Below are 23480 nucleotides of genomic sequence, written 5' to 3'. Positions count from 1 at the left end.
TTTGATCGGTAATTCGGCTGACGCGGCTCCTGACGCTGCTGTTACACTATCACCCCTCGCAAATTCGCATCCCTTTCCGCTACCAGGAGCATCCGGTGCCTGTCGTGTTCGTCGCCGCCTCCCAACTGCCGACGCCGTTCGGTGTGTTCACCATGCATGGCTTTCTCGAAGAGGCCACGGGCAAGGAGCATGTCGCGCTGACCTTCGGCAATGTCGCCGACGGTGAGCCGGTGCTGGGGCGCCTGCATTCCGAGTGCCTGACCGGTGACGCGCTGTTCAGCCTGCGCTGCGATTGTGGCTTCCAGCTCGAGGGTGCCCTGCGTGCCATCGCCGAGGAAGGCCGCGGCGTGCTGCTGTACCTGCGTCAGGAAGGCCGTGGTATCGGCCTGCTCAACAAGATCCGCGCCTACGAGCTGCAGGACGGTGGCGCCGATACCGTGGAAGCCAACGAACGCCTGGGCTTCGGTGCCGACATGCGCGACTACGCGATCTGCCTGCCGATGCTGGAGCACCTGGGCATCACCTCGCTCAAGCTGATGACCAACAACCCGCGCAAGGTCAAGGCGCTCGGCGACATGGGCATTCCGGTGGCCAACCGCGTGCCGCTGCAACTGGGTCACAACCCGCACAACAGCAAGTACCTGGCCACCAAGGCCGGCAAGCTCGGGCACATGCTCGGCAAGCTGCATCAGGGTGAGGTCGAGCGGCCTTGACCCGCGCCGCGGTAAAGCGCCGGTTGGCCCTGCTCTGGTGGCGGCAACTGGCACTGACCCTGGCCCCACTGCTGCTGATCAATCTGCTGTTCGGTGCCGGGCGCCAACCGGGCGTGCTGGCCATGCCGCTGTTCATCGCCGGGCTGGCTTCGCTGTTCGTCAGCCTGCCGCTGTTCAGTGGCTACAAGCGTGCCCTGTTCGCCACCGTGAAAGCCCTGAATACCGCTGACGAACCTGCCGCCTGGCTGACCCTGGCCGCGCGCCGCCGGCCGGCGTTGCTTGGCGCCGGGCTGCCGGCCTGGATCGCCGCCCTGGCGGTGTTCGCCGGGCTGGAAGCGGTGCCGCAGATACTGCTGGCGCTGGCCAGCGTCGTGGTGCTCTACCTCTACCGCCTTCCTCGGCAGCTCTGATGCGCGGCGTGCTGCTGGTGCTGCTGTTGCTGCAGGCGACCTCGCTGTCGGCCGCCGAGCGGGTGGTCAGCCTGGCGCCGTCGCTGAGCGAGATCGTCCTCGAGCTGGGGGCCGGCGACACGCTGGTCGGCGTGCTCGATGGCGGCGAGCGTCCTGCTGCGCTGGCGCATGTGCCGTCCGTGGGGCGCTACGGGAAGCTGGAAATGGAAACCCTGCTGGCCCTGCAGCCGGATCTGCTGCTGGTGTGGCCGGGCAGCGTCAGCGCTGCCCAGCGCGAGCAATTGCAGGCCTTCGGTATTCCCATGCTGGTGCTCGAGCCCCATTCGCTGGACGAACTGGCCGGGCAGTTCCTGCTGATCGGCGAGCGGCTCGGTCGGCCGCAGGCGGGGCGTCGCCTGCATGATCGCTTCGTCGCAGGGCTCGAGGCGTTACGGGCGCGTTATAGGCGTGATGAACCGTTGCCAGTGTTCTATCAGGTGTGGGACGCACCGCTCTATACCGTCGGCGGCGGGCAGATCATCAGTGATGCCCTGCAGGTATGCGGGGCGCGCAATGTGTTTGCCGACCTCCGGCTGCCCGCGCCGCAGGTCAGTGTGGAGGCGGTGCTGCAGCGTGACCCGGCGCTGATCCTTGCCGGTGATGCGCGCCAGCTGCAGGCCTGGACGCGCTGGCCGCAGCTGCGCGCCGTGCGTCTCGCGCAACTGCGCGTACTGCCGGACAAGGGCCTGGAGCGGCCAAGCTTCCAGATGCTCGCCGCCACGGCCCGGCTTTGCGAGGTGCTGGCGACGGCCAGGTGATCGCCGTCAAGGCTTGCACTCGGGGTGTGCGATGACACTGGTAAAGCGCGCCGCCAACTGGCAGATTGGACGCCTTCCGGTTCATTGCAGACGTTATGAAAGCCCCCGTATCCCCCTGGTTTTCCCCTGCCAGCGCCTTGATCGTTGGTGCCGCGCTCCTGCTGGTCTTTCCCCTGAAACTGCTGCCCAGCCTGCTGGCCGGTCTGCTGGTGTTCGAACTGGTCAACCGCCTGGCGCGGCCGATGCAGCGTCTGCTGGCGGGTCATATGGGCCGTGTGCTGGCGGTTGGCGTGCTCAGCGTGCTGGTGATCGCCGTGCTCGGGCTGCTCTTCGCCGGCGCCTTCTCATTGCTGATGCACGAGCTCAACAACCCGGGGCGGATGATGGGCAAGCTGCTCGGCGTGGTCGACCGCGCCCGCGAGCAGTTGCCCGAAGCGCTGGTGGCCTATTTGCCGGCCAACGTCGACGATATCCGCGTCGCGCTGCACGACTGGCTGCGCGGGCACATCAGCGAGCTGCAACTGCTCGGCAAGGGCGCCGTGCACATGTTCGTCACCGTGCTGATCGGCATGATCCTCGGCGCGGTGATCGCCCTGCAGAGCGTGCCCGAGCCTGATCAGCTCAAGCCCCTGGCCGGCGCGCTGCTGACCCGCGTGCAGCGCTTCGTCGAGGCGTTTCGCAATATCGTCTTCGCGCAGATCAAGATTTCCCTGCTCAACACCACCTTCACCGGCATCTTCCTGATGGGCGTGCTGCCGCTGTTCGACGTGCACCTGCCGCTGACCAAGACGCTGATCGCGATCACCTTCGTGGCCGGCCTGTTGCCGGTGGTCGGCAACCTGATCTCCAACACCGCGATCTTCGTGGTCGGCCTGTCGCTGTCCATCTGGGTGGCGCTGGGCGCACTGGCCTATCTGATCGTCATCCACAAGGTCGAATACTTCCTCAACGCACGCATCGTCGGTGGGCAGATCAAGGCGCGGGCCTGGGAGCTGTTGCTGGTGATGCTGGTGTTCGAGGCCGCCTTCGGCATCGCCGGGCTGGTGGCCGCGCCGGTCTACTACGCCTACGTGAAGAGCGAGCTCAAGGCACAGGGCTGGGTGTGATCATGTCGGCTGGATCGCCCCCGCAGCGTCTAAACGGATCGGGGTGATCCATCGACCGGGTAGGTGCCGCTTGCGGGCCACTTACTGACTCAGGCCTCCATGCTCTTCGACGAGGCGCCACGAGCAGTGATGGCAGAAAGGCAAAAGCGGCAATCGATGCGGTACCTGTGGGAGCGGGCGGGGGCGCCCAGTCCATGCCCGCGAAAAATCACGGGCATGGCCCGTTCCCACAGGATAGGGGAACGGCCGCTTCCGCCACTCTGCCGCCAATTCATCGGGATACGGATTCGGGTTTGCCAGTGGACAAGTGCGTGAACGGTCCTCAGAGGGCCGGGGCCCAGGTCAGTGACAGCAGGGCCGTGCGGCCTTCCTCGCGGTATTCGCTGTAGTTCGTCACGGGCCAGCTTCCATGACTGTACTGGGCGCGGCCGTAACCTTTGTCCAGCACGTTGTCCACCTTCAGGCCCAGCGCCAGCTCCGGTGTCGCCTGCCAGTTGCCGCGCAGGCCAAGCAGCCCATGGCCGGCGATCCCGCGCTGATTGTCGACGTCGTCGTAGGTACGGCTGACCGCCTGCCAGGTGGCGCCGAATGACCAGTCGCCGAACTGGCGATCCATGTCCAGGCTCAGGGTGCGCTTGGCGCGGCGATTCAATAGCTTGCCGGTGCTGCGGTCGCGCGGATCGATCAGGCTCAGGCCGAGGGCGGCCTGCCAGCCCAGCAGTTCATGCTGCAGGCTGCCTTCGAAGCCGTTGATGCGCGCCTTGTCGAGGTTCTCGGCGGGCCAGCCGCTGATCGCATCACGCAGGTCGGTACGGTACACCGAGGCTTGCAGCGCCGTGCGCTCGGCTACCTGGCTGCGCCACTGCAACTCGTAGGATTTGGAGGTCTCCGGCTGCAGGTCCGGGTTGCCGCCACCTGGCCAGTAGAGGTCGTTGAAAGTCGGCGCGCGGAAGCCCTCTGCGTAGGAGAAGATCAGCTCGTTGCGCGCATCGAGCTGGTAACCCAGGGCCGCGCTTACCGTGTTGGCGCTGCCGAACTGTTGGTTCTTCTCGTGGCGCAGGCCCAGTTCGGTATTGAAGCGCTCGCCGCGGTAACGGTGCTGCGCGAGCAGGGCGTGGTTCCAGCGGCTGTCCTCGGCGTAGGCGGTATTGCTGTTGAGCCGTTCCTGGTAGCCATCGGCGCCGAGCAGCAGGCTGTGGCCGTTGCCCAGGTCGAGGGTGTTGAGCCAGGCCAGGCTGTCGCGGTAGGTGTTGAAGGGGCTGCTGGCGGGCACGTCATCGAAACGCTCGACGGAGCGGTTCTCGCTGTGGCCGACTTCCAGGCGGCTTTTCCAGTCAGGCAGCAACTGGGCGTCGAGGAACCCGGAGTAGCTGGTCAGCTGATAGTCGGCGTACGGGTAGGCGCCTTCCCAGCCACCGTCGTATTCGCTCTCGCCGCGCTGGTCGAGCACGCTGAAGCCGGCTTCCAGCGTTTCGCTGAAACGGTGGCTGAGGTTGGCGCTCAAGGCGTTGTTGCGGTAGGCGTCGCGGTCGCTGTCCGGCGCCACGGGGGCATGGGTGCGATTGATGCCGCGGGTGTCGTCGGCGCTCAGGCCGAGGTTGAAACGAGTGTCGGCATCGCCACCGGACAGGCCCAGGCTGCGTTCCCAGCTGTGGTTCGACCCATAGCCGACGCGCAGGCGCGGGTTGAGCCCTTCGCCCGTAGCCCGACGGGTGAAAATCTGCACCACACCGCCAATCGCATCGGCACCGTGAATGGCCGAGCGTGAGCCGCGCAACACCTCGACACGTTCGATCTGCTCGACATTCAGGTATTCCAGCGGCGCGCCACCAGCAGAGGCCGAGCCGATGCGCTGGCCGTCGACCAGCACCAGGCTCTGTGCGGTCTTGGTGCCGCGAATGTACAGGCCACTGGTGCTGCCGCGGCCACCGGCGCGGGTCACCTGCACCCCCGGCACCCGGCTCAGCAGGTCGAGCACGCTGCCGGGCTGCAGGCGCTCGATGTCGGCGCGGGTGAATACCGTGGTGGGCGTGCTGCTCTGTTCGCGCGGCTGCACGTCTCGGTTGCCGGTTACCACGGTCTCCGAGAGCTTGAGCGCCTCGTCGTAGCTCGTGGTGGCCGCGAGTGCCAGGCCTGGCGACAGGGCGCAGGCGAGCATCAGGTGAAGCTGTTTCATGGTGGGTGTCCTCGCAGGTCGGCAGACTTTCGAGGAGGGCGAGCGCAAGCGCAGCGCACGCTGACGCCTGACGGTGGTGCCCTCCGCAACACGCGTCTCGTCCTGCAAGGCCGGTATCCGGGCTTTCGACCGGCAACCGCTCGCCTTCCCGGTAGGCCCAGTGGCGGTTGAGCGGCTGTGCAATCGGCTGATTGCGGTCGATTACCGTTGCGGGGGCAGCATCGGCTTGGCGCGCGTAGCGAGCGCACCGACTTCCCGTTTAACGCGCGGCGTGGCAGCGCCGCGGGCACCTGGCAGGAGGTGAACGAGGCGTACCTTAGAAGGTGACTGCATGAAATACAAGCAAGTCGGTCAGGCTCTGCTTGAGCCTTTCTCAAGACGCTGACGCACGGCCGCTTCGATGCCGGCTTCGTCCAGGCCGCACTCGGCGAGCATCTGGTCGGGACGGGCGTGCTCGACATAGCTGTCGGGCAGGCCCAGGTGCAGCATCGGCTTGAGCGTGCCCTGGCTGGCGAGGAATTCGCTGACGGCGCTGCCGGCGCCGCCCATCACGCTGTTTTCCTCGATGGTCACCAGCAGGTCGTGGCTGGCGGCCAGTTCGCTGACCAGCGCTTCGTCGAGGGGTTTGACGAAGCGCATGTCGACCACCGTGGCGTCCAGGGTTTCGCCGACGCGCAGGGCCTCACTCAGCTGCACACCGAACACCAGCAGGGCCACGCCGGCGCCCTGGCGACGCACCACGCCCTTGCCGATCGGCAGCGGCGTGAGTTCGCGGTCGATGGTGGCGTTCGGGCCGCTGCCGCGGGGGTAACGCACCGCCGCCGGGCCAGTGAACTGGTAGCCGGTGGTGAGCATGTGGTGCAGCTCGTTCTCATCGCTCGGCGTCATGATCAGCATGCCGGGGATGCAGCGCAGGTAAGAGAGGTCGAAGCTGCCCGCGTGGGTCGGGCCGTCTTCGCCGACCAGGCCGGCGCGGTCGATGGCGAACAGCACGTCGAGGTTCTGCACCGCGACATCGTGGATCAGCTGGTCGTAGGCGCGCTGCAGGAAGGTCGAGTAGATCGCCACCACCGGCTTGGCGCCTTCACAGGCCATGCCGGCGGCCAGCGTCACCGCGTGCTGCTCGGCGATGGCCACGTCGAAGTATCGATCCGGGTGGCGTTCGCTGAAGGCCACCAGGTCCGAGCCTTCCTTCATGGCCGGGGTGACCGCCATCAGGCGTTCGTCATGGGCGGCCATCTCGCACAGCCACTGGCCGAACACGCTGGAGTATTTCGGGCCGGACGGCGCCTTCACCTTGGCCGGCGCGTTGATCGGCTCCAGCTTGGTAATGGCGTGGTAGACGATCGGGTCGACCTCGGCTGGCGCGAAGCCCTTGCCCTTCTTGGTGACCACGTGGAGGAACTGCAGGCCCTCCAGGTCGCGCATGTTGCGCAGGGTGGCCAGCAGGGTCGGCAGGTCGTGGCCGTCGATGGGGCCGATGTAGTTCCAGCCCAGCTCTTCGAACAGGGTGCCGGAGACCAGCATGCCCTTGGCGTGCTCTTCGGTCTTGCGGGCGATTTCCCAGGCGCCGGGCAGCTTGGACAGCACCTTCTTGCTGCCTTCGCGCACGTTGGCGTAGGTGCGGCTGGAGAGAATCTTGGCCAGGTAGTTGGACAGACCGCCGACGTTCTTGGAGATCGACATGTCGTTGTCGTTGAGTACCACCAGCATGTTGGCCTTCACGTCGGCAGCGTGGTTGAGCGCTTCGAAGGCCATGCCGGCGGTCAGCGCGCCGTCGCCGATCACCGCCACCGACTTGCGCTTGCTGCCCTGGCGCTGGGCGGCGATGGCCATGCCCAGTGCGGCGCTGATCGAGGTGCTGGAATGACCGACGCCAAAGGTGTCGTACTCGCTTTCCGAGCGACGCGGGAAGGCAGCGATGCCGTCCTTCTGGCGCAGGGTGCCCATGCGCTCGCGGCGGCCGGTGAGGATCTTGTGCGGGTAGGCCTGATGGCCGACGTCCCACACCAGGCGGTCGTCGGGCGTATCGAAGACGTAGTGCAGGGCGACGGTCAGCTCGATCACCCCGAGGCCGGCACCGAAATGCCCGCCGGTCTGGCCGACCGTGTAGAGCAGGTACTGGCGCAGTTCATCCGCCAGGGTTTCCAGCTCGGCTTCGCCAAGGCGGCGCAACTCATCCGGCGTGTTGGCGCGGTCGAGCAGCGGCGTCAGCGGGCGTTCGCGGGGAATCTCGTGGAAAGTCGTCGGCATCAGGCGAGTCGTTATAGGAATTCAAAATAGTGGGGCAGTCTACCTGATGCGATGACCCTAGCCCAAGGGAGGACTTGGGCGTGGTTGCCGCAGCAGCGATGTCAGATAGACAGCGGTTCAGTTGCGCCGTTCGACGATATAACGCGCCAGCTCGCGCAACGGTTCGGCGGCATCACTGAACGGCTGCAGCGCTTGCAGCGCCTGGTCGCGCAGTTCCAGGGCGTAGGCCTTGGCCGCGGCCATGCCGAGCAGAGCGGGGTAGGTGGGCTTGTCGTTCGCCTGGTCCTTGCCCTGGGTCTTGCCCAGGGTCGCGGTATCGCTTTCCACGTCGAGGATGTCGTCCTGCACCTGGAAGGCCAGGCCAACGGCACGGGCGTAGGTGCTAAGCGCCGCCAGGGCTTGTTCATCGGCACGACCGCTGGCCAGGGCGCCGAGGCGCACGCTGGCTTCGATCAGCGCACCGGTCTTGTGGCGATGCATGGTTTCCAGTGCCGGTTGCTGCAATTGCTGGCCCACCGAGCCGAGGTCGATGGCCTGGCCACCGACCATGCCGGCCGGGCCTGCCGCATCGGCCAGGGCCTGGAACATGCTCAGGCGAATCTCGGCGCTCTGCGGGTTGTGCGCTGTGCTGGCGAGCACGGCGAAGGCCAGGCTCTGCAAGCCATCGCCGGCAAGAATCGCGGTGGCTTCGTCGAAGGCGATATGGGTGGTCGGTTGGCCGCGACGCAGGTCGTCGTCGTCCATGGCCGGCAGGTCGTCGTGCACCAGGGAATAGGCATGGATCAGCTCCACCGCGCAGGCGGCGCCATCGGCCTGCTGCGCGCTGCCGCCGAGGGCTTCGCAGGCGGCATAGGCGAGCAGCGGGCGCACCCGCTTGCCACCGTTGAACACGCTGTAGCGCATGGCCGCATACAGGCGCTCGAGCTCGGCACGTGGCGCGGTGAACAGCGGTTCGAGGGCGGCGTCGACCTGTTTCTGGCAGCGCGCCTGGTAGGCGGCGATCATAGCGGCTCGTCCGTTTCGAAGGGCGCCGCTTCCAGGGCGCCGTCGCGCTCCAGGAGGATCTGTACCTTCTGCTCGGCCTGGGTCAAGGCGGCCTGGCATTCGCGGGTCAGGCCGATGCCCTGCTCGAAGGCGCTCAGCGACTCCTCCAGCGACAGCTCGCCGTTTTCCAGGCGCTCGACAATGGTTTGCAGTTCGGTGAGGGATTGCTCGAAGTCGAGCGCGGCTTTCTTGCGGGCCATGGTCAGCAGGTCTCAGGCGGGGTTCGCGGTCGCCGCGACACTAGCAGAGGGCTCTTTCGTGAGCAAATCAGCGCGAGTGGGCGATTTGGATGGGTATACAGTATTCTTGCCGCTATTCATTTCCTGCTGGCCTTAGCCGATGCGCCTGTTTCTCTGTGAAAAGCCGTCCCAAGCCAAAGACATCGCCAGCGTGCTCGGTGCCACGCGGCGCGGTGACGGCTGCTGGCTGGGCAACGGCGTGACGGTGACCTGGTGCATCGGCCATCTGCTCGAGACGGCGCCGCCGGATGCCTACGATGCGCGCTACAAACGCTGGGTGCTGGATGACCTGCCGATCGTCCCGCAGCAGTGGAAGATGCGCATCAAGCCCAAGACCGCCGCGCAGTTCAAGGCGGTCAAGCGCCTGCTCGGCGAAGCCAGCGAACTGGTGATCGCCACCGACGCCGACCGCGAGGGCGAAATGATCGCCCGCGAGTTGCTCGACCACTGCCGCTACCGCGGGCCGATCCAGCGGTTGTGGCTATCGGCGCTGGATGACGCCTCGATCCGCAAGGCCCTGGCGGCGCTCAAGCCGGGCGCCAGCACCTACAACCTCTATCAGTCGGCGCTCGGCCGCTCGCGGGCCGACTGGCTGATCGGCATGAACATGAGCCGACTGTTCACCTTGCTGGGGCGCAAGTCCGGTTATCAGGGCGTGCTGCCGGTCGGTCGCGTGCAGACGCCGACCCTGCGCCTGGTGGTGGACCGGGATCGCAGCATCGCCGATTTCGTGCCGGTGCCGTTCTGGGCCATCGAGGTGACGCTCGATGGCAATGACACGCCGTTCACCGCCGGGTGGCGCGCGCCCCAGGACGATTGCGACGAGCAGGGCCGCTGCCTGAAACAGCAAGTGGCGCAGCGCGCCGCCGAAGCCATGCAGGGCGCCGAGCATGCCGTGCTCGAACGGTTGAAGACCGAGCGCATGCGCGAGGCGCCGCCGTTGCTGTTCGATCTCGGCACGCTGCAGCAGGTGTGCTCGAAGAAGCTTGGCCTGGGCGCCCAGGAAACCCTGGATATCGCCCAGAAACTTTACGAGACCGACAAGCTGATCACCTACCCGCGCAGCGATTGCGGCTACCTGCCGCTGAGCCAGCACGCCGAAGCGCCGGCCATTCTGGCCGCGCTGGGGCAGGCCGATCCTGCATTGCGTGAAGTGCTGGCCCATACCCAGGCGCAGCGCCGCTCGCGGGCCTGGAACGATGCCAAGGTCAGCGCGCACCACGGCATCATCCCGACCCTGGCAGCGGGTGCTCTGGCCCGACTGAGCGGCCGTCCACGCGCCGTCTATGAACTGATCCGCGCCCGCTACCTGGCGCAGTTTCTGGCCAACCACGAATACGACCGCACCCAGGCCGACTTCGACTGCGCCGGCCACAGCCTGCGCGCGGTCGGCAAGCAGATCGTCGAGCCTGGCTGGAAGCGCGCGTTGCCCGAAGCCCTGGCGCCCGGCAAGGCCCGTGAGGCGCCTGCGCCCCAGGCCTTGCCCATGTTGCATGAAGGGCAGCAGTGCGCGGTACGTGAGGTGACCCTCAAGGATCAATTCACCCAGCCGCCCAAGCCGTTCACCGAAGGCGACCTGATCCAGGCGATGAAGAACGTGGCGCGGCTGGTCGAGAACCCGCGCCTGAAGCAGAAGCTCAAGGACACCACCGGCATCGGCACCGAAGCCACCCGCGCCGGGATCATCCAGGGGCTGATCGACCGCGGTTACCTGAGCAAGCAGGGCAAGACCCTGGCGGCCACCTCGGCAGCCTTCGGCCTGATCGATGCGGTACCGCGGGCGATTGCCGACCCCGGCACCACGGCGATCTGGGAGCAGGCACTGGACATGGTGCAGAGCGGCGAGATGCCGCTGGAGGAGTTCGTCGCCAAGCAGTCGGCCTGGATGGGCCGGCAGATCGAGCGCTGCCGCGAGCTGCAACTGACCATCAGCGGCCCGCCGCCGGGTGGCAAGCCGGCCTGGAAGGGCAAGCGCAAGGGGGCCTCGCGCAAGAAGGCTGCACCGGCCAAGCGTGCAGGTGCTAGCGCCGCAAAGGCCAGGTCGAAGTAGGCCAATTACTTCTGATTAGAGGATCTCCCTCGCCGCCAGGCGGTGGACGGATGAAGCGTCGTCCACCCTACGGATGGCGCTGAATATGGGGGCGGGCGGGGACGCATAGCCTCGTAGGATGGGTTTCACCCATCCTACTGCTCTGTCCGTATCTCCAGCTGCCATCGCCAGGCAGTGGTAGATGAAATGCCATTCGCCCTTACAACTAAGCCGTTCTTTGGCATCGGCAGGCCAATGTTCGCCATGCCACCCATCTGCTCGTCGCACGCGCAGAGTATTCCCAAATGTAAATTTTCCGTTACCATCCGGCCCCGTTGAATTTAACGAACGGGTTTCATTCGCCTGTGTGGCGGTGGATCTAATGCGCTTAGTGGCTGTCTCGACTGGGATTGCCACCTGTTGGTGGCGCTGGTTTCAGCAGCGAAAGCCGAGCTGAAGAGGGCCTGGTTTCCAGCGAGTTGTGGAGTAAAACGAACATTCAAATCGGTGTACCGGCGATTTCAGGTAGCACCGCTGCGGTAATCGGCTTGGCGGTCACGGTGGTGACGGGGCCTTTCTCAGCTTCAACCGGATGGATTTCGGCAAGGAACTGTTGCCCGAGACCGGTTCGCCGGATCCGGAAACGCTCACATGGAAAGCGATCACACAGCGAAGCCTGCTGGCGCGCCGCCTGGCGTCGTGCGCAGCGGCCCGGCTTCAACTGTTTCCAGCAAAATCAATAAGAGGTAGTCCTTCTATGGATGCGGTATCAGCCGAACAGGCAAAGCAGGAGCCTGAGAGCAAGCTCAGTGCGTCATTGAAGCCCCGGCACCTCACCATGATGTCCATTGCCGGGGTGATCGGCGGGGCATTGTTCGTCGGCTCCGGCAGCGTGATCCACAGCGCCGGGCCGGCAGCGGTACTGGCCTATCTAGCGGGCGGCATCCTGGTGGTGCTGATCATGCGCATGCTCGGTGAGATGGCCACCTCGTCGCCGGACACCGGCTCGTTTTCCACCTACGCCGAGCGCGCCATCGGCCGCTGGGCCGGTTTCACCATCGGCTGGTTGTACTGGTGGTTCTGGGTCATCCTCATGGCCTGGGAAGCCTACGTGGCGGGCACCATCCTCAATGGCTGGTTCCCGGAGGTCAGCGTCAACGTCTTCGTGCTGGCCGCCACCCTGGTGCTGATCAGCATCAACTTCTTCAACGTCAGGCACTACGGCGAGTTCGAGTTCTGGTTCGCGCTGATCAAGGTGGTGGCGATCATCTGCTTCCTGGCGGTCTGTACCCTGGCCGTGCTCAGCCTGTGGCCGACCGGCGAGACGCGCGGCTTCAGCAACCTCACCGCCCAGGGCTTCATGCCCAACGGTATCGAGTCGGTGGTGGTGGCCATCCTCGGCGTGATGTTCGCCTTCCTGGGCGCCGAGATCGTCACCATCGCCGCCTCGGAAGCCAAGGATCCGGCCAACCAGATCGTCAAGGCGACCAACTCGGTGGTCTGGCGGGTGTGCCTGTTCTATATCGGCTCGATCTTCCTGATCGTCTGCCTGGTGCCCTGGAACGACCCGCTGATGGCGCAGTCCGGCTACGGCTCCTACCGCCGTACCCTGGAGCTGCTGGGCATTCCCTACGCCGAGCTGGTGATGAACTTCGTGGTGCTGACCTCGGTGAGCAGCTGCATGATCTCGGCGCACTACACCGCCTCGCGCATGCTGTTCTCGCTGTCCACCCGTGGCGACGCGCCGCGCTTCCTGAAGATCACCCGTACCGGGACCGGCGTGCCGGTGTTCGCGATCATCGCCTCCTGCTCGGTGGCCATCTTCGTGGCGCTGATCAACTTCAGCGAAACCCTGCGCCCCAAGGACGTGCTCGACACCCTGATGAACACCACCGGCATGATCGCCCTCTTGGTGTACCTGGTGATCGCCTTCTCGCAACTGAAGATGCGCCGCAAGCTGGAAGCCGAGGGCAAGGACATCCGCCTGAAAATGTGGCTGTTCCCCTGGCTGACCTACCTGGTGATCCTGTTCATCGTTGGCTCCCTGGTGACCATGGCGTTCGTCGAGGAATACCAGGTGCTGGTCATCTCCACCGGCGCGGCCGCGGCTGTGGTGGTGGCGCTGGGTGGGCTGGTGCACAAGCGCGCAGCGAAGAAGCTCGCACGCTGATCGCAAATCCGTGATCGAAAAAAGGGGCACACCTGCAGAGGTGCGCCCCTTTTTAATGGTTCTTCGCAGAGTCTCGGGAAGGTCAGTCTTGGCGCCGGACTGGCAAGTTTGTGTGAGTGCGTGGGTGCTTTCGGCGCTCAAGCTGCTTACGTCGGTTTGCTGACATCTCCCGTTTCGCCCTGTCGGGCGAGTCACTTTTGAGGGCAAAAGTAACCAAAACCCTCCGCCCGATCATCCGGCCCCGGCTACGCCGGGGTTCGCTCACTCCATCGCCGTTCCAGAGGCCCGCCGCGAAGGGCCATCCATGGCCCATCGCGGCTCTCGCGGCATCCATGCCGCTCAACCTCTTCCACAACGATTCCATTCGCCCTCCTGGACGGGCTCTGCCCGCCCCCCTGAACCGGAGGCAATTCACGGAGCTTTGGGTGCTTGAACATGGGGTCAGCCTTGGGCTGACCTGGATGCTATCCCGCATCCCAAAAAGCATGCCCGGTCGTGCAGGCGCGCGAATATCCCCTTCAGGAGGGTGAGTGGAATCGTTGTGTAGAGGGGCGAGCGGCATGGATGCCGCGAGAGGCTTAAAGGGCCAGGGACGGCCCTTGTAAGCCGACCCTCGGAGCAACGATGGAGCGAACGAACCCCGGCGCAGCCGGGGCCGGATGATGGGGTGCGCTTTCTTTTGCTTACTTTTCTTTGCGCACTTCAAAGAAAAGTGAGTCGCCCGAGGGGGCGAAACAGGGAGCATCTGCACACACCGCAGCGGCGTCTACAACATCAAGCAAGCCAACACATTAAGTTGCCAGTCCGGTGTCAACCAAACATTCCCTCTACAATGGGAACAAGCTTTTTAATGCCTGTCGACAGGCCCCTCAGTGCGAGTGCCGAGGCATGCCGCCGCTGCGCGCGATGATGCGCATGTGCAGGGTGGCCGGCTCCAGACAGCCGCCGGTGGAGAGCTGGCCGACCAGCTGGCGGTACAGCTCCTGCCAAGGGGTTTGCGAGGCCGGGTAGCTGGGCTTCCAGGCGGCGCGGCGACGCTGCATCTCCTCGTCGTCGATCAGCAGGTTCACCGAACGGGCGTTGAGGTCGACGCGCAGCACGTCGTTGGTCTGCAGCAGCGCCAGGCCACCGCCCACCGCCGCTTCCGGCGACATGTTGAGAATCGACGGGCTGGCCGAGGTGCCGCTCTGCCGGCCATCGCCCAGGCACGGCAGGGAGGTCACGCCCTGTTTGATCAGCGCCGCCGGCGGGTCCATGTTGACCACTTCCGCGCTGCCCGGATAACCCACCGGGCCGGCGCCACGCACCACCAGGATGCAGCGCTCGTCGATGTCCAGGGCCGGGTCGTTGATGCGCGCGTGGTAATCCTCCGGGCCCTCGAAGACGATGGCCCGCGCTTCGAAGCAATTCTCCTTGCCGGGCTCGGCCAGATAGGTCTTGCGGAAGGCTTCGCCGACCACCGACATCTTCATGATCGCGCTGTCGAAGAAGTTGCCGCTGAGCACGATGAAACCGGCGCTGTGCTTGAGTGGCTCGTCGTAGGGCAGGATCACCTCGCGGTTACCGGTCACTTGGCCTGCAACGATCTCACCGATGCGCCGGCCGCTGACCGTCATGCAGTCTTCGTGCAGGCGCCCGGCCTTTTGCAGCTCGTGCATCACCGCCGGCACGCCACCGGCGTGGTGGAAGCCTTCGCCCAGGTATTTGCCGGCCGGCATGCAGTTGACCAGCAGCGGTACGCTCTCGCCGATGCGTTGCCAGTCTTCCAGGCTCAGCTCGATGCCCATGTGCCGGGCGATGGCGATCAGGTGCGGCGGGCAGTTGCTCGACGCGCCGAGGGCCGAGGCCACCGCGATGGCGTTCTCGAAGGCTTCGCGGGTCATGATTTGCGAGGGGCGCACGTCCTGCATCACCAGTTCGCAGATGCGCTTGCCGGTGGCATAGGCCATCTGCCCGCGCTCGCGGTAGGGCGCAGGAATGCTCGCGCAGCCGGTCAGCGACATGCCCAGTGCTTCGGCCAGGGCGTTCATCGACAGGGCGGTGCCCATGGTGTTGCAGTGGCCCACCGACGGCGAGGCGGCGGTGGTCATCTCCATAAAGCCTTCGTAGTCGATCTCGCCGGCGGCCATCAGCTTGCGCGCGTGCCAGAGCACGGTGCCCGAGCCGATCAGCTCGCCCTTGTGGTGGCCGTCGAGCATCGGCCCGCCGGACAGCACGATGGCCGGCAGGTCGGTGGTGGCCGCGGCCATCAGGCAGGCCGGCGTGGTCTTGTCGCAGCCGGTGGTCAGCACCACGCCGTCCAGCGGGTAGCCGTGGAGGATTTCCACCAGGCCCAGGTAGGCCAGGTTGCGATCCAGGGCGGCGGTGGGGCGGCGGCTCTGCTCGGCGATGGGGTGCACCGGAAATTCCATGGGAATGCCGCCGGCATCGCGGATGCCGGCCTTGACCCGCTGGGCCAGCTCCAGGTGATGGCGGTTGCAGGGCGTCAGGTCGCTGCCGGTCTGGGCGATGCCGATGATCGGCCGGCCCGACTGCAGCTCGGCGCGGGTCAGCCCGTAGTTCATGTAGCGCTCGACGTAGATGGCGGTCATGTCGGCGTGGTCGGGATCATCGAACCACTGCTGGCTGCGCAGGGGGCGTTTGGGGTCGGTCATGATTCGTTTCTCTTGTTCTTGAATGAATCGCGTGGCGCTGGATACAGCGATGATCAGTCCAGCAGGCCGCGGGCGCTGAGGTTCTTCAGCAGCGCCGTAATGCCAAAGGTCCAGGGGGCGGCCTTGTCGCTGGTGGTGACCTGGTTGTGCAGGGCGCCGAGGCGCGGGCTGCTGATGCTCACGCGGTCGCCGATTTTATGGGTGAAGCCGCTACCGGGGTGGTCGCGGTCCTCGGTGGGCGCGAACAGGGTGCCGAGGAACAGCAGGAAACCGTCCGGATACTGGTGCGAGGCGTTGAGCGTCTGGCTCGCCAGGTTCTGCGGGTCGCGGCTGATCTGATCCATGGAGCTGGAGCCGGTGAGCCGGTAGCCGTCGCTGCCTTCCACCTGCAGCTCGACCACGCAGTTGCGCACCGCATCGAGGTCGAAATGTTCGTCGAACAGGCGGATGAACGGGCCGATGGCGCAGGAGGCGTTGTTGTCCTTGGCCTTGCTGAGCAGCAGAGCACTGCGGCCTTCCACGTCGCGCAGGTTGACGTCGTTGCCCAGGGCCGCGCCATGGATCTGCCCGCGGCTGTTGACCGCCAGTACCACTTCCGGCTCCGGGTTGTTCCACTGCGAGATCGGGTGGATGCCGATCTCGCTGGCGCTGCCCACCGCGGCCAGAATCGGCGCCTTGGTGAAGATCTCCGCGTCCGGGCCGATGCCGACTTCCAGGTATTGCGACCACATGTTCTGCTCGATCAGCAGCTCCTTGAGGCGCATCGCCTGGGGCGAGCCGGGCTGCACGGCGCGCAGGTTGTCGCCGATGGCTTCGCGCACGATGGCCCGCACGCTCTGCGCCTTGGCGGCGTCGCCGGCGGCTTTTTCCTCGATCACCCGCTCGATCATGCTGGCGGCGAAGGTCACCCCGGCGGCCTTGATCACCTGCAGGTCGGCGGGCGCCAGCAGATACGCCTGGCTCTGGTCGGCGTGGGCGCCGGTGTTGGCCAGCAGCGCCTCGATGCTGCCGACGAAGGTGCCGGGCGTTTCGCGCACCGCCTGCAGCGGATCATCGAGTTCCAGCAACTGGCTGAGGGTGGCGAAGCGGGCGGACAGATCGAACACGCCGTCGGCGCGCAGCACGATGGGCGAGGGGCCGGCGATGGCGCCGGGAACCCAGGCGCGGCCGATCAGCGTGGCCGTGGCCGCGTCGGCGGGCAGGGTGTTTTCAGGGGTCAGGCGGATCGACATGGCGATGAATTCCGGGGTGCATGAAAGCTGCAAGCTAGGCGGCAATGTGGATAAACTCCAATGGCATATTTTCAATTATCAATAACCTGGCGTTATTGAATGCCTGGAGCTGCCCATGTCGGATCTGTCGTTCTCGAGCTTCTGCAACTGGCTGAAATTCCGTCACCTGACGCTCCTCGACACCCTGGGTCGCACCCGCAACATGCACCTGGCGGCGCAGCAGATGAACCTCAGCCAGCCGGCACTGAGCAAGATGCTCAAGGAGATCGAGAGCCTGCTCGGCTTCGCCGTGTTCGAGCGCCTGCCGCGCAGCATGCAACCCACGCCGCTGGGCGCCCAGGTGCTGCGCTATGCGCACCTGGCGCTCAACGACGCGCGCACCTTCGTCGAGCAGATCAACAACCTCAGCGCCGGCGGCCATGGTCACCTCAAGGTCGGCGGCATCTTCGCGGCCACGGCGGTGGCGCTGCCCGAGGCCATCGTGCAGATCAAGCAGCGCTGGCCGCTGCTGGCCATCGAAGTGGTCGAGCAGACCAGCGACCACCTGATGGAAATGCTCGAGGAGCGCAACCTGGACCTGGCCATCGGCCGTTTCACCGAGCAGAGCCAGCAGCAGCGCTATGACTTCCAGCCTCTGGCGCCGGAGCCGTTCTGCATCGTGGTGAACAGCCGTCACCCGCTGTGCGAGGCCGGGCCCATGACCCTGGAGCAACTGGTGACCTGGCCGTGGATTCTCTATCCCAAGGGCACGCCGATCCGTGGGCGCATGGAAGAGGTGTTCGCCAAGGCGCGGGTGGAGGTGCCGCGCAACACCATCGACACCATCTCCATGCAGACGTTTCTCAAGGTGCTGCAGGGCGGCTCGATGATCGGCATGCTGCCCGAAGCCATGGTGCTCGAGCACCTGGAAAGCGGCCTGTTGAAGAAGCTCGACACACCGTTCTACCTGCTGCCCCAGGACTACGGGATTCTCACCCGCAAGGGCGATCAGCTGCTGGGCCCGGCCCGGGAGTTCGCCGACATCCTGCTCGCCAATGCGCAGCGCGAGCGTGACTGATTCGATAACGCAACGTTATCGATTAATCAGCAAATGCCATTGGGATTGAATCGATCTGCGGCATAGATTACCGGCCATCGTCACCACGGTCGGGTAAGCGCCATGGCCGTTGATTCCCCGAAGCGCTGCGCCATAGGGCGCACGACTGCCTGCCGGGGCGGCCCACTTACCAGCCAGGGAGCTTTATCTGCCGTAACCGCAGTGTCGCCAGGCGCCGCCCGGCGAAGCCCAACTCAATAAAAACAATCAGGCATGCACGCATGCCCAAGGGTCATCACCATGCAACCACGTATCGAGCCATCGGCCGCGCCGGCGCGCGACCACGACAGGACCTTCGAGGATCGCACCTACCGCAAGGTGATCCTGCGCATCCTGCCCATCCTGCTGCTGTGCTACATGGCGGCCTACCTCGACCGGGTCAATATCGGCTTCGCCAAGCTGGATATGCTCGAAGACCTGCAGTTCAGCAACACCGTCTATGCCCTGGGCGCGAGCATGTTCTTCTGGGGCTACTTCCTGTTCGAGGTGCCGAGCAACCTGCTGCTGCACCGCCTCGGCGCGCGCTTCTGGATCGCCCGCATCATGCTCACCTGGGCGCTGGTGTCGATGGCCGTGGCCTTCACCGTACCGCTGGCGCAGTTCTTCGGCATCCAGTCGAGCACCATGTTCTACACCCTGCGTTTCCTGCTCGGCATCTGTGAAGCCGGTTTCTTCCCGGGCGTGATTCTGTACCTCAACTACTGGTTCCCGACCCACCGACAGAGCCGCGTGATGTCCGGCTTCCTGCTGGCGCTGCCGATCAGCCTGGTCATCGGCGGCATGCTGTCCGGTTGGCTGATGACCGCCATGCAGGGCGTGCACGGGCTGTCCGGCTGGCAGTGGATGCTGCTGATCGAAGGCCTGCCGTCGATCGTCATGGCGGTGGTGGTGATCGTCTGCCTGTGCGACAACATCGACAAGGCCAAGTGGCTGTCCGCCGCCGAGAAGACCCTGCTCAAGGCCAACCTGCAGCAGGACAACAGTGGCAAGGCCTCGCGCCTCAGTGAAGCCTTCCTCAACCCGCGCGTGTGGCTGCTGGTGCTGATCCTGCTGACCTTCAACACCGGCTTCTACGGGCTGGCGTTCTGGATGCCGTCGATCATCAAGAGCGCCGGTATCACCAGCAGCCTGCACATCGGCCTGCTGACCGCCATTCCCTACGGCGTGGCCGCGGTGGCGATGCTGCTCAACGCACGGCATTCCAACCGCACCGGCGAGCGCCGTCTGCATGCGGCGATTCCGGCCTTCATCGGCGGCGTCGGGCTGATGCTCAGCGCCTACTTCGCCCACAACATCGTGCTCTCGGTACTGTTCCTGAGCGTCGCCGCCTCCGGCATTCTCAGCCTGATGCCGATCTACTGGACGCTGCCCGGCACCGTGCTGTCCGGCATCGCCGCAGCGGCCGGCATCGGCATCATCAACTCGTTCGGCAACCTGTCCGGCTTCACCGGCTCGATGATCACCGCCATGGCGGAAACCATGACCGGCGACATCAACAACGGCACCTACGTGCTGGCCGCCTGCCTGTTCGTCAGCGGCGCGCTGATCATGGCCATCCCGCGCAGCATGCTCGGCACGCCCAGCCGCACGCCGGTCGCCACGCCTCCCGGCAGCCTGACCCTGGAGAAAGCATGAGCGAGATGCACGGCAAACGTGTGCTGATCACCGCCGCCGGCCAGGGCATCGGCCTGGCCAGCGCCCGGGCCTTCGCGGCCGCGGGTGCCGAGGTGATCGCCACCGATATCGCGATTGGCGCATTGCAGGATGAGCCGGGCCTCACCGCCCTGCAACTGGACGTCACCTCGGCCCAGGCCATCGCCGCCCTCAGTGAACAGATCGGCGCGGTGGACGTGCTGTTCAACTGCGCGGGCTACGTGCACGCCGGCAGCATTCTGGACTGCGACGAAGCGGCCTGGGAGCGCTCCCTGCAGCTCAACGTCACCGCCATGTACCGGATGATTCGCGCCACGCTGCCGGGCATGCTGGCCCACGGCGGCGGTTCGATCATCAACATGGCCTCGGTGGCGTCGAGCATCAAGGGCGTGCCCAACCGCTGCGCCTATACCGCCAGCAAGGCCGCGGTGGTCGGCCTGACCAAGTCGGTGGCCGCCGACTACATCGCCCAGGGCATTCGCTGCAATGCCATCTGCCCGGGCACCGTCGACTCGCCCTCGCTGCGCGCGCGCATCGCCGAACAGGCGGCGCAGCAGGGCGTGGCCGAGGAGCAGGTGTACGGCCAGTTCGTCGCCCGCCAGCCCATGGGGCGCATCGGCAGCGCCGAGGAAATCGCCCGGCTGGTGCTTTACCTCGGCTCCGACGCGTCTTCATACACTACCGGTGCGCTGCATGTGATCGATGGCGGCATGAGCATCTGATCGTCTTGAACCTGAACAAGGACCCCACATGAAACTGCTACGTTACGGCGCCAAGGGCGCGGAAAAGCCAGGCCTGCTGGACGCCGACAATCAGATTCGTGACCTCTCCGGGCATGTGGCCGACATCGCCGGCGACGTGCTGACGCCGGCGGGCCTCGCCGCGCTGGCGCAGATCGACCCGGCCAGCCTGCCGGTCGTGGCCGGCAACCCGCGGATCGGCGCCTGCGTCGGCCAGGTCGGCAAGTTCGTGTGCATCGGCCTCAACTACGCCGACCACGCCGCCGAGTCGGGGATGGACGTGCCAGAGGAGCCGATCATCTTCAACAAATGGACCAGCGCCATCTGCGGCCCCAACGACGCCGTCGAGATTCCCCGCGGGTCGACCAAGACCGACTGGGAGGTCGAGTTGGGCGTAGTGATCGGCAAGGGAGGGCGCTACATCGACGAAGCCAACGCCATGGACCACGTCGCCGGTTACTGCGTGATCAACGACGTGTCCGAGCGTGAGTGGCAGCTCGAGCGCGGCGGCAGCTGGGACAAGGGCAAGGGCTTCGACACCTTCGGCCCGCTCGGCCCCTGGCTGGTGACCCGCGACGAAATCGCCGACCCGCACAATCTGGACATGTGGCTGGAGGTCGACGGCCACCGCTACCAGCAGGGCAACACGCGCACGCTGATCTTCAACGTGCCGCAACTGATCGCCTACCTGAGCCGCTGCATGAGCCTGCAGCCGGGCGACGTGATCTCCACCGGCACGCCGCCGGGAGTGGGCCTGGGCATCAAGCCCAACCCGGTATTCCTGCGCGCCGGGCAGACCATCAGGCTGGGCATTGCCGGGCTCGGTGAACAGCAGCAGGTCACGGTGCAGGCTGACTGAGTCAGAGACCAAAAAAGGGGCCGCGAGGCCCCTTTCTTTTTGGCTCCTCAGGCTGAGGCTTAGCGCGCGGCCCAGCCATTGAAGCGTTCCTCCAGTTCCTCGCCATGGTCGATCCAGAACTCGGCGTTGACCAGTTGCGCGCCGGCCATGTTGGCCTCGGCGGTCGGCAGTTGCGCCTGCACATCGGCGGGCAGTTGCGGCAGCGTCTCCTTGTGCACCGGGCCGTAGGGGATCTGGCTGGAGAACACCTTTTGGGTGTCCGCCTGGCTGGCGAACTTGATGAAGCGCTCGGCCAGTGCCTTGTTCGGGCTGCCCTTGACGATGGCCCAGTGCTCGGGGTCGTACAGGCTGCCGTTCCAGGAAATCTTCAGGTTGGCGCCTTCCTTCTGGGCCACGCCGATGCGCCCGTTGTAGGCGGCGGACAGGGTCACGTCGCCGGCCAGCAGCCATTGCGGCGGCTGGGCGCCGGCTTCCCACCACTGGATCGAACCCTTGATGGCGTCCAGCTTCTTGAAGGCGCGGTCGACGCCTTCCGGTGTGCCGAGCACCTTGTACAGCTCCTCGCGGCTTACGCCGTCGGCCAGCAGGGCGGCTTCCAGGCTGTACTTGGCGCTCTTGCGCAGGCCACGCTTGCCGGGGAATTTCTCCAGGTCCCAGAAATCGGCCCAGGAGGTGGGGGCGGTTTTCAGCTTGTCGCCGTTGTAGGCCATCACCATCGACCACACGTAGGTGGCCACGCCGCATTCACTGATGGTGCCGGGAATGTACTGGCTGGCATCGCCGAGAATGGCCGGGTCGATACGCTCGAACAGCCCCTCTTCACAGCCGCGCTGCAGCTCCGGGCTTTCCACCTCGACCACGTCCCAGGTCACCTGGCCGACATCGACCATGGCTTTGACCTTGGACAGCTCGCCGTTGTATTCGCCGGCGACCACTCGGGCGGCGCCACTCTGCTCGAAGGGTTTGAAGTAGGCGGCGGTCTGCGCGACCTTGGTGGCACCGCCGAAGGAAATCACCGTGAGGCTGTCGTCGGCCAGTGCAGCGCTGCTGGCGCCGGCCAGCAGGGACAGGCCGATGGCGGCGTGGATGGATGGACGCAAGTGCTTGAACATGAAAACTCCCTCGCTGTTTTTTCGTTGTATTCGGAACAGGGGCAGTAGGGCCGAAGCGGCGAAGCGGCGCGTTGTGTCACGCGTCAGCGGGATCGTTGTTGTTGTGCCGCACGGTGTGCTTGCCGGGCGGGAACTGTCGTTCAGCTGAGGGCCATGGTGCGTCAGTCGGGCCAGAACGAAAATTAGTAAAAATATGCTCGGGACTTACGAAAAACCTTTGCAAGGCAATGCCACGCCAAGGCGCGTTGTTGAAGTAAGGTACAGGCAGTAATTGCGGCGAGATCGACACGTGGCTTCCTATACCCTGCGGCAACTCAAGTACTTCGTCACCACGGTGGAAGCGGGCAGCGTGGCCGAGGCCTCGCGCCAGCTGTACATCGCCCAGCCGTCCATCTCCACGGCGATCAAGGGGCTGGAGGAGAGCTTTGGCGTGCAGTTGTTCATCCGTCATCATGCCCAGGGCGTGTCGCTGACGCCCAGCGGCGCGCGCTTCTACGAGAAGGCCCAGCAACTGCTGCGCATGGCCCGCGAGTTCGAGCAGAACGCCCTGGCCGACAACGACATCGTTGCCGGGCAGATCGATATCGGCTGCTTCGAAACCGTGGCGCCGCTCTACCTGCCGCAACTGATCGCCGGCTTTCGCGAACGTTATCCGGGGGTGGATATCCGCATCCGCGATGGTGAGCAGCAGGAACTGGTGCAGGGTCTCACCGCCGGGGCGTTCGACCTGGCGTTTCTCTACGAGCATGACCTCGATGGCACCATCGCCACCGAACCCTTGATGCCGCCGCAGAAGCCTTACGTGCTGTTGCCCGAGAAGCATCGCTTCGCCGGCCAGGCCCAGGTGTCGCTGCGCGACCTGTGCCTGGAACCGATGATCCTGCTCGACGTGCCGCCCAGCCGCACCTACTTCGTCAGCCTGTTCCACGAACTGGGGCTGACCCCCAATATCGTCTTCAGCTCGCCGTCGATCGAGATGGTACGCGGCATGGTCGGCCAGGGCTTCGGCTTCTCCCTGCTGGTCACCAAGCCGCACTCCGAATGCACCTACGATGGCAAGCGCGTGGTCACCCTGGATATCGCCGAGCCCGTCGCCACCTCCGGGCTGGTGGCGGCGCGGCTCAAGCGTGGGCAGTTGACCAAACCGGCGCAGCTGTTCGTGGATTTCTGCAAGGCGCACCTGGCGCATCTGTAAGC

At 65.5% G+C, this 23480-nt stretch carries 18 protein-coding genes and 1 riboswitch; of the genes, 11 read left to right on the top strand and 7 right to left on the bottom strand.

Features of this window, described 5'->3' with window-relative positions; all coding sequences use genetic code 11:
- The first annotated feature begins 95 nt into the window (after positions 1-95).
- The 4 genes from ribA to K8U54_RS06290 all read left to right on the top strand — a co-directional run bounded on the left by ribA (position 96) and on the right by K8U54_RS06290 (position 3026).
- Positions 96-713 (top strand): GTP cyclohydrolase II, encoded by a 618-nt coding sequence (ribA, locus tag K8U54_RS06305; RefSeq protein WP_249909344.1) that lies wholly within the window; start codon positions 96-98, stop codon positions 711-713.
- Positions 710-1123, top strand: a complete 414-nt coding sequence (locus K8U54_RS06300; protein ID WP_249909343.1) for an MFS transporter — start codon at positions 710-712, stop codon at positions 1121-1123. Before ribA ends, K8U54_RS06300 begins: the two co-directional genes overlap by 4 nt.
- Positions 1123-1920, top strand: coding sequence for a helical backbone metal receptor (locus K8U54_RS06295; protein WP_249909342.1), 798 nt, complete (start codon positions 1123-1125; stop codon positions 1918-1920). Before K8U54_RS06300 ends, K8U54_RS06295 begins: the two co-directional genes overlap by 1 nt.
- A 95-nt stretch (positions 1921-2015) precedes the next feature.
- Entirely contained in the window at positions 2016-3026 is a 1011-nt protein-coding gene (locus K8U54_RS06290; RefSeq protein WP_249909341.1) for an AI-2E family transporter, read from the top strand.
- A gap of 322 nt (positions 3027-3348) precedes the next feature.
- Here the strand turns inward: K8U54_RS06290 and K8U54_RS06285 are convergent, their stop codons facing one another.
- The 4 genes from K8U54_RS06285 to K8U54_RS06270 all read right to left on the bottom strand — a co-directional run bounded on the left by K8U54_RS06285 (position 3349) and on the right by K8U54_RS06270 (position 8699).
- Positions 3349-5202, bottom strand: coding sequence for a TonB-dependent receptor domain-containing protein (locus tag K8U54_RS06285; protein ID WP_249909340.1), 1854 nt, complete (start codon positions 5200-5202; stop codon positions 3349-3351).
- A 91-nt stretch (positions 5203-5293) separates the two neighbouring features.
- Positions 5294-5511: riboswitch (cobalamin riboswitch) on the bottom strand.
- A 42-nt stretch (positions 5512-5553) separates the two neighbouring features.
- Positions 5554-7455, bottom strand: coding sequence for a 1-deoxy-D-xylulose-5-phosphate synthase (gene dxs, locus K8U54_RS06280; RefSeq protein ID WP_249909339.1), 1902 nt, complete (start codon positions 7453-7455; stop codon positions 5554-5556).
- Positions 7456-7572: 117 nt separating this feature from the next.
- A complete protein-coding gene (ispA, locus tag K8U54_RS06275; protein ID WP_249909338.1) occupies positions 7573-8460 on the bottom strand; it encodes a (2E,6E)-farnesyl diphosphate synthase in 888 nt (295 codons plus the stop codon).
- Positions 8457-8699, bottom strand: coding sequence for an exodeoxyribonuclease VII small subunit (locus K8U54_RS06270; protein ID WP_013792851.1), 243 nt, complete (start codon positions 8697-8699; stop codon positions 8457-8459). Before K8U54_RS06270 ends, ispA begins: the two co-directional genes overlap by 4 nt.
- Positions 8700-8838: 139 nt before the next feature.
- Between K8U54_RS06270 and K8U54_RS06265 the strand changes: the two genes are divergently transcribed.
- Entirely contained in the window at positions 8839-10788 is a 1950-nt protein-coding gene (locus K8U54_RS06265) for a DNA topoisomerase III (protein ID WP_249909337.1), read from the top strand.
- A 736-nt stretch (positions 10789-11524) separates the two neighbouring features.
- Positions 11525-12937, top strand: a complete 1413-nt coding sequence (locus K8U54_RS06260) for an amino acid permease (protein ID WP_249909336.1) — start codon at positions 11525-11527, stop codon at positions 12935-12937.
- A gap of 869 nt (positions 12938-13806) precedes the next feature.
- On the opposite strand, the gene K8U54_RS06255 is transcribed toward K8U54_RS06260, so the two are convergent.
- Together K8U54_RS06255 and K8U54_RS06250 are read right to left on the bottom strand one after the other, a co-directional pair.
- Positions 13807-15591, bottom strand: a complete 1785-nt coding sequence (locus K8U54_RS06255) for an IlvD/Edd family dehydratase (protein ID WP_249909335.1) — start codon at positions 15589-15591, stop codon at positions 13807-13809.
- Between the two features lie 53 nt (positions 15592-15644).
- The gene (locus tag K8U54_RS06250) at positions 15645-16823 is read right to left on the bottom strand and encodes a fumarylacetoacetate hydrolase family protein (RefSeq protein ID WP_249909334.1); all 1179 of its coding nucleotides are present in this window, start codon (positions 16821-16823) and stop codon (positions 15645-15647) included.
- A 115-nt stretch (positions 16824-16938) separates the two neighbouring features.
- Between K8U54_RS06250 and K8U54_RS06245 the strand changes: the two genes are divergently transcribed.
- From K8U54_RS06245 to K8U54_RS06230, 4 genes are all read left to right on the top strand, one after another.
- Positions 16939-17880, top strand: coding sequence for a LysR family transcriptional regulator (locus K8U54_RS06245; protein WP_249909333.1), 942 nt, complete (start codon positions 16939-16941; stop codon positions 17878-17880).
- A 279-nt stretch (positions 17881-18159) separates the two neighbouring features.
- Positions 18160-19554 carry an MFS transporter gene (locus K8U54_RS06240; RefSeq protein WP_249909332.1) on the top strand — a complete coding sequence of 465 codons (1395 nt, stop codon included), beginning with the start codon at positions 18160-18162 and terminating at the stop codon, positions 19552-19554.
- Positions 19551-20294 carry an SDR family oxidoreductase gene (locus tag K8U54_RS06235; protein WP_249909331.1) on the top strand — a complete coding sequence of 248 codons (744 nt, stop codon included), beginning with the start codon at positions 19551-19553 and terminating at the stop codon, positions 20292-20294. The genes K8U54_RS06240 and K8U54_RS06235 overlap by 4 nt, the downstream gene beginning before the upstream one ends.
- Positions 20295-20322: 28 nt before the next feature.
- A complete protein-coding gene (locus K8U54_RS06230; protein WP_249909330.1) occupies positions 20323-21171 on the top strand; it encodes an ureidoglycolate lyase in 849 nt (282 codons plus the stop codon).
- Positions 21172-21230: 59 nt separating this feature from the next.
- On the opposite strand, the gene K8U54_RS06225 is transcribed toward K8U54_RS06230, so the two are convergent.
- Complete coding sequence (locus K8U54_RS06225) at positions 21231-22283, bottom strand: ABC transporter substrate-binding protein (RefSeq protein WP_249909329.1); 1053 nt, start codon at positions 22281-22283, stop codon at positions 21231-21233.
- Positions 22284-22572: 289 nt separating this feature from the next.
- Between K8U54_RS06225 and K8U54_RS06220 the strand changes: the two genes are divergently transcribed.
- On the top strand, positions 22573-23478 hold the full coding sequence (locus K8U54_RS06220; protein ID WP_249909328.1) for a LysR family transcriptional regulator: 906 nt from the start codon (positions 22573-22575) through the stop codon (positions 23476-23478).
- Positions 23479-23480 lie beyond the last annotated feature (2 nt).

Origin of the sequence: Pseudomonas fulva, from assembly GCF_023517795.1 — a bacterium.
Taxonomy (GTDB): Bacteria; Pseudomonadota; Gammaproteobacteria; order Pseudomonadales; family Pseudomonadaceae; genus Aquipseudomonas; species Aquipseudomonas fulva_D.
Note: the sequence above shows the minus strand (reverse complement) of the source record. Positions and strands in the feature narration are given on the sequence as shown.

Coding starts and splice junctions, on each gene's coding strand:
- K8U54_RS06225 (WP_249909329.1), bottom strand. CDS start 22,283: ATGTTCAAGCACTTGCGTCCATCCATCCACGCCGCCATCGGCCTGTCC.
- K8U54_RS06245 (WP_249909333.1), top strand. CDS start 16,939: ATGTCGGATCTGTCGTTCTCGAGCTTCTGCAACTGGCTGAAATTCCGT.
- K8U54_RS06295 (WP_249909342.1), top strand. CDS start 1,123: ATGCGCGGCGTGCTGCTGGTGCTGCTGTTGCTGCAGGCGACCTCGCTG.
- K8U54_RS06250 (WP_249909334.1), bottom strand. CDS start 16,823: ATGTCGATCCGCCTGACCCCTGAAAACACCCTGCCCGCCGACGCGGCC.
- dxs (WP_249909339.1), bottom strand. CDS start 7,455: ATGCCGACGACTTTCCACGAGATTCCCCGCGAACGCCCGCTGACGCCG.
- K8U54_RS06270 (WP_013792851.1), bottom strand. CDS start 8,699: ATGGCCCGCAAGAAAGCCGCGCTCGACTTCGAGCAATCCCTCACCGAA.
- K8U54_RS06230 (WP_249909330.1), top strand. CDS start 20,323: ATGAAACTGCTACGTTACGGCGCCAAGGGCGCGGAAAAGCCAGGCCTG.
- K8U54_RS06235 (WP_249909331.1), top strand. CDS start 19,551: ATGAGCGAGATGCACGGCAAACGTGTGCTGATCACCGCCGCCGGCCAG.
- K8U54_RS06260 (WP_249909336.1), top strand. CDS start 11,525: ATGGATGCGGTATCAGCCGAACAGGCAAAGCAGGAGCCTGAGAGCAAG.
- K8U54_RS06255 (WP_249909335.1), bottom strand. CDS start 15,591: ATGACCGACCCCAAACGCCCCCTGCGCAGCCAGCAGTGGTTCGATGAT.
- K8U54_RS06290 (WP_249909341.1), top strand. CDS start 2,016: ATGAAAGCCCCCGTATCCCCCTGGTTTTCCCCTGCCAGCGCCTTGATC.
- ispA (WP_249909338.1), bottom strand. CDS start 8,460: ATGATCGCCGCCTACCAGGCGCGCTGCCAGAAACAGGTCGACGCCGCC.
- K8U54_RS06240 (WP_249909332.1), top strand. CDS start 18,160: ATGCAACCACGTATCGAGCCATCGGCCGCGCCGGCGCGCGACCACGAC.
- K8U54_RS06285 (WP_249909340.1), bottom strand. CDS start 5,202: ATGAAACAGCTTCACCTGATGCTCGCCTGCGCCCTGTCGCCAGGCCTG.
- K8U54_RS06265 (WP_249909337.1), top strand. CDS start 8,839: ATGCGCCTGTTTCTCTGTGAAAAGCCGTCCCAAGCCAAAGACATCGCC.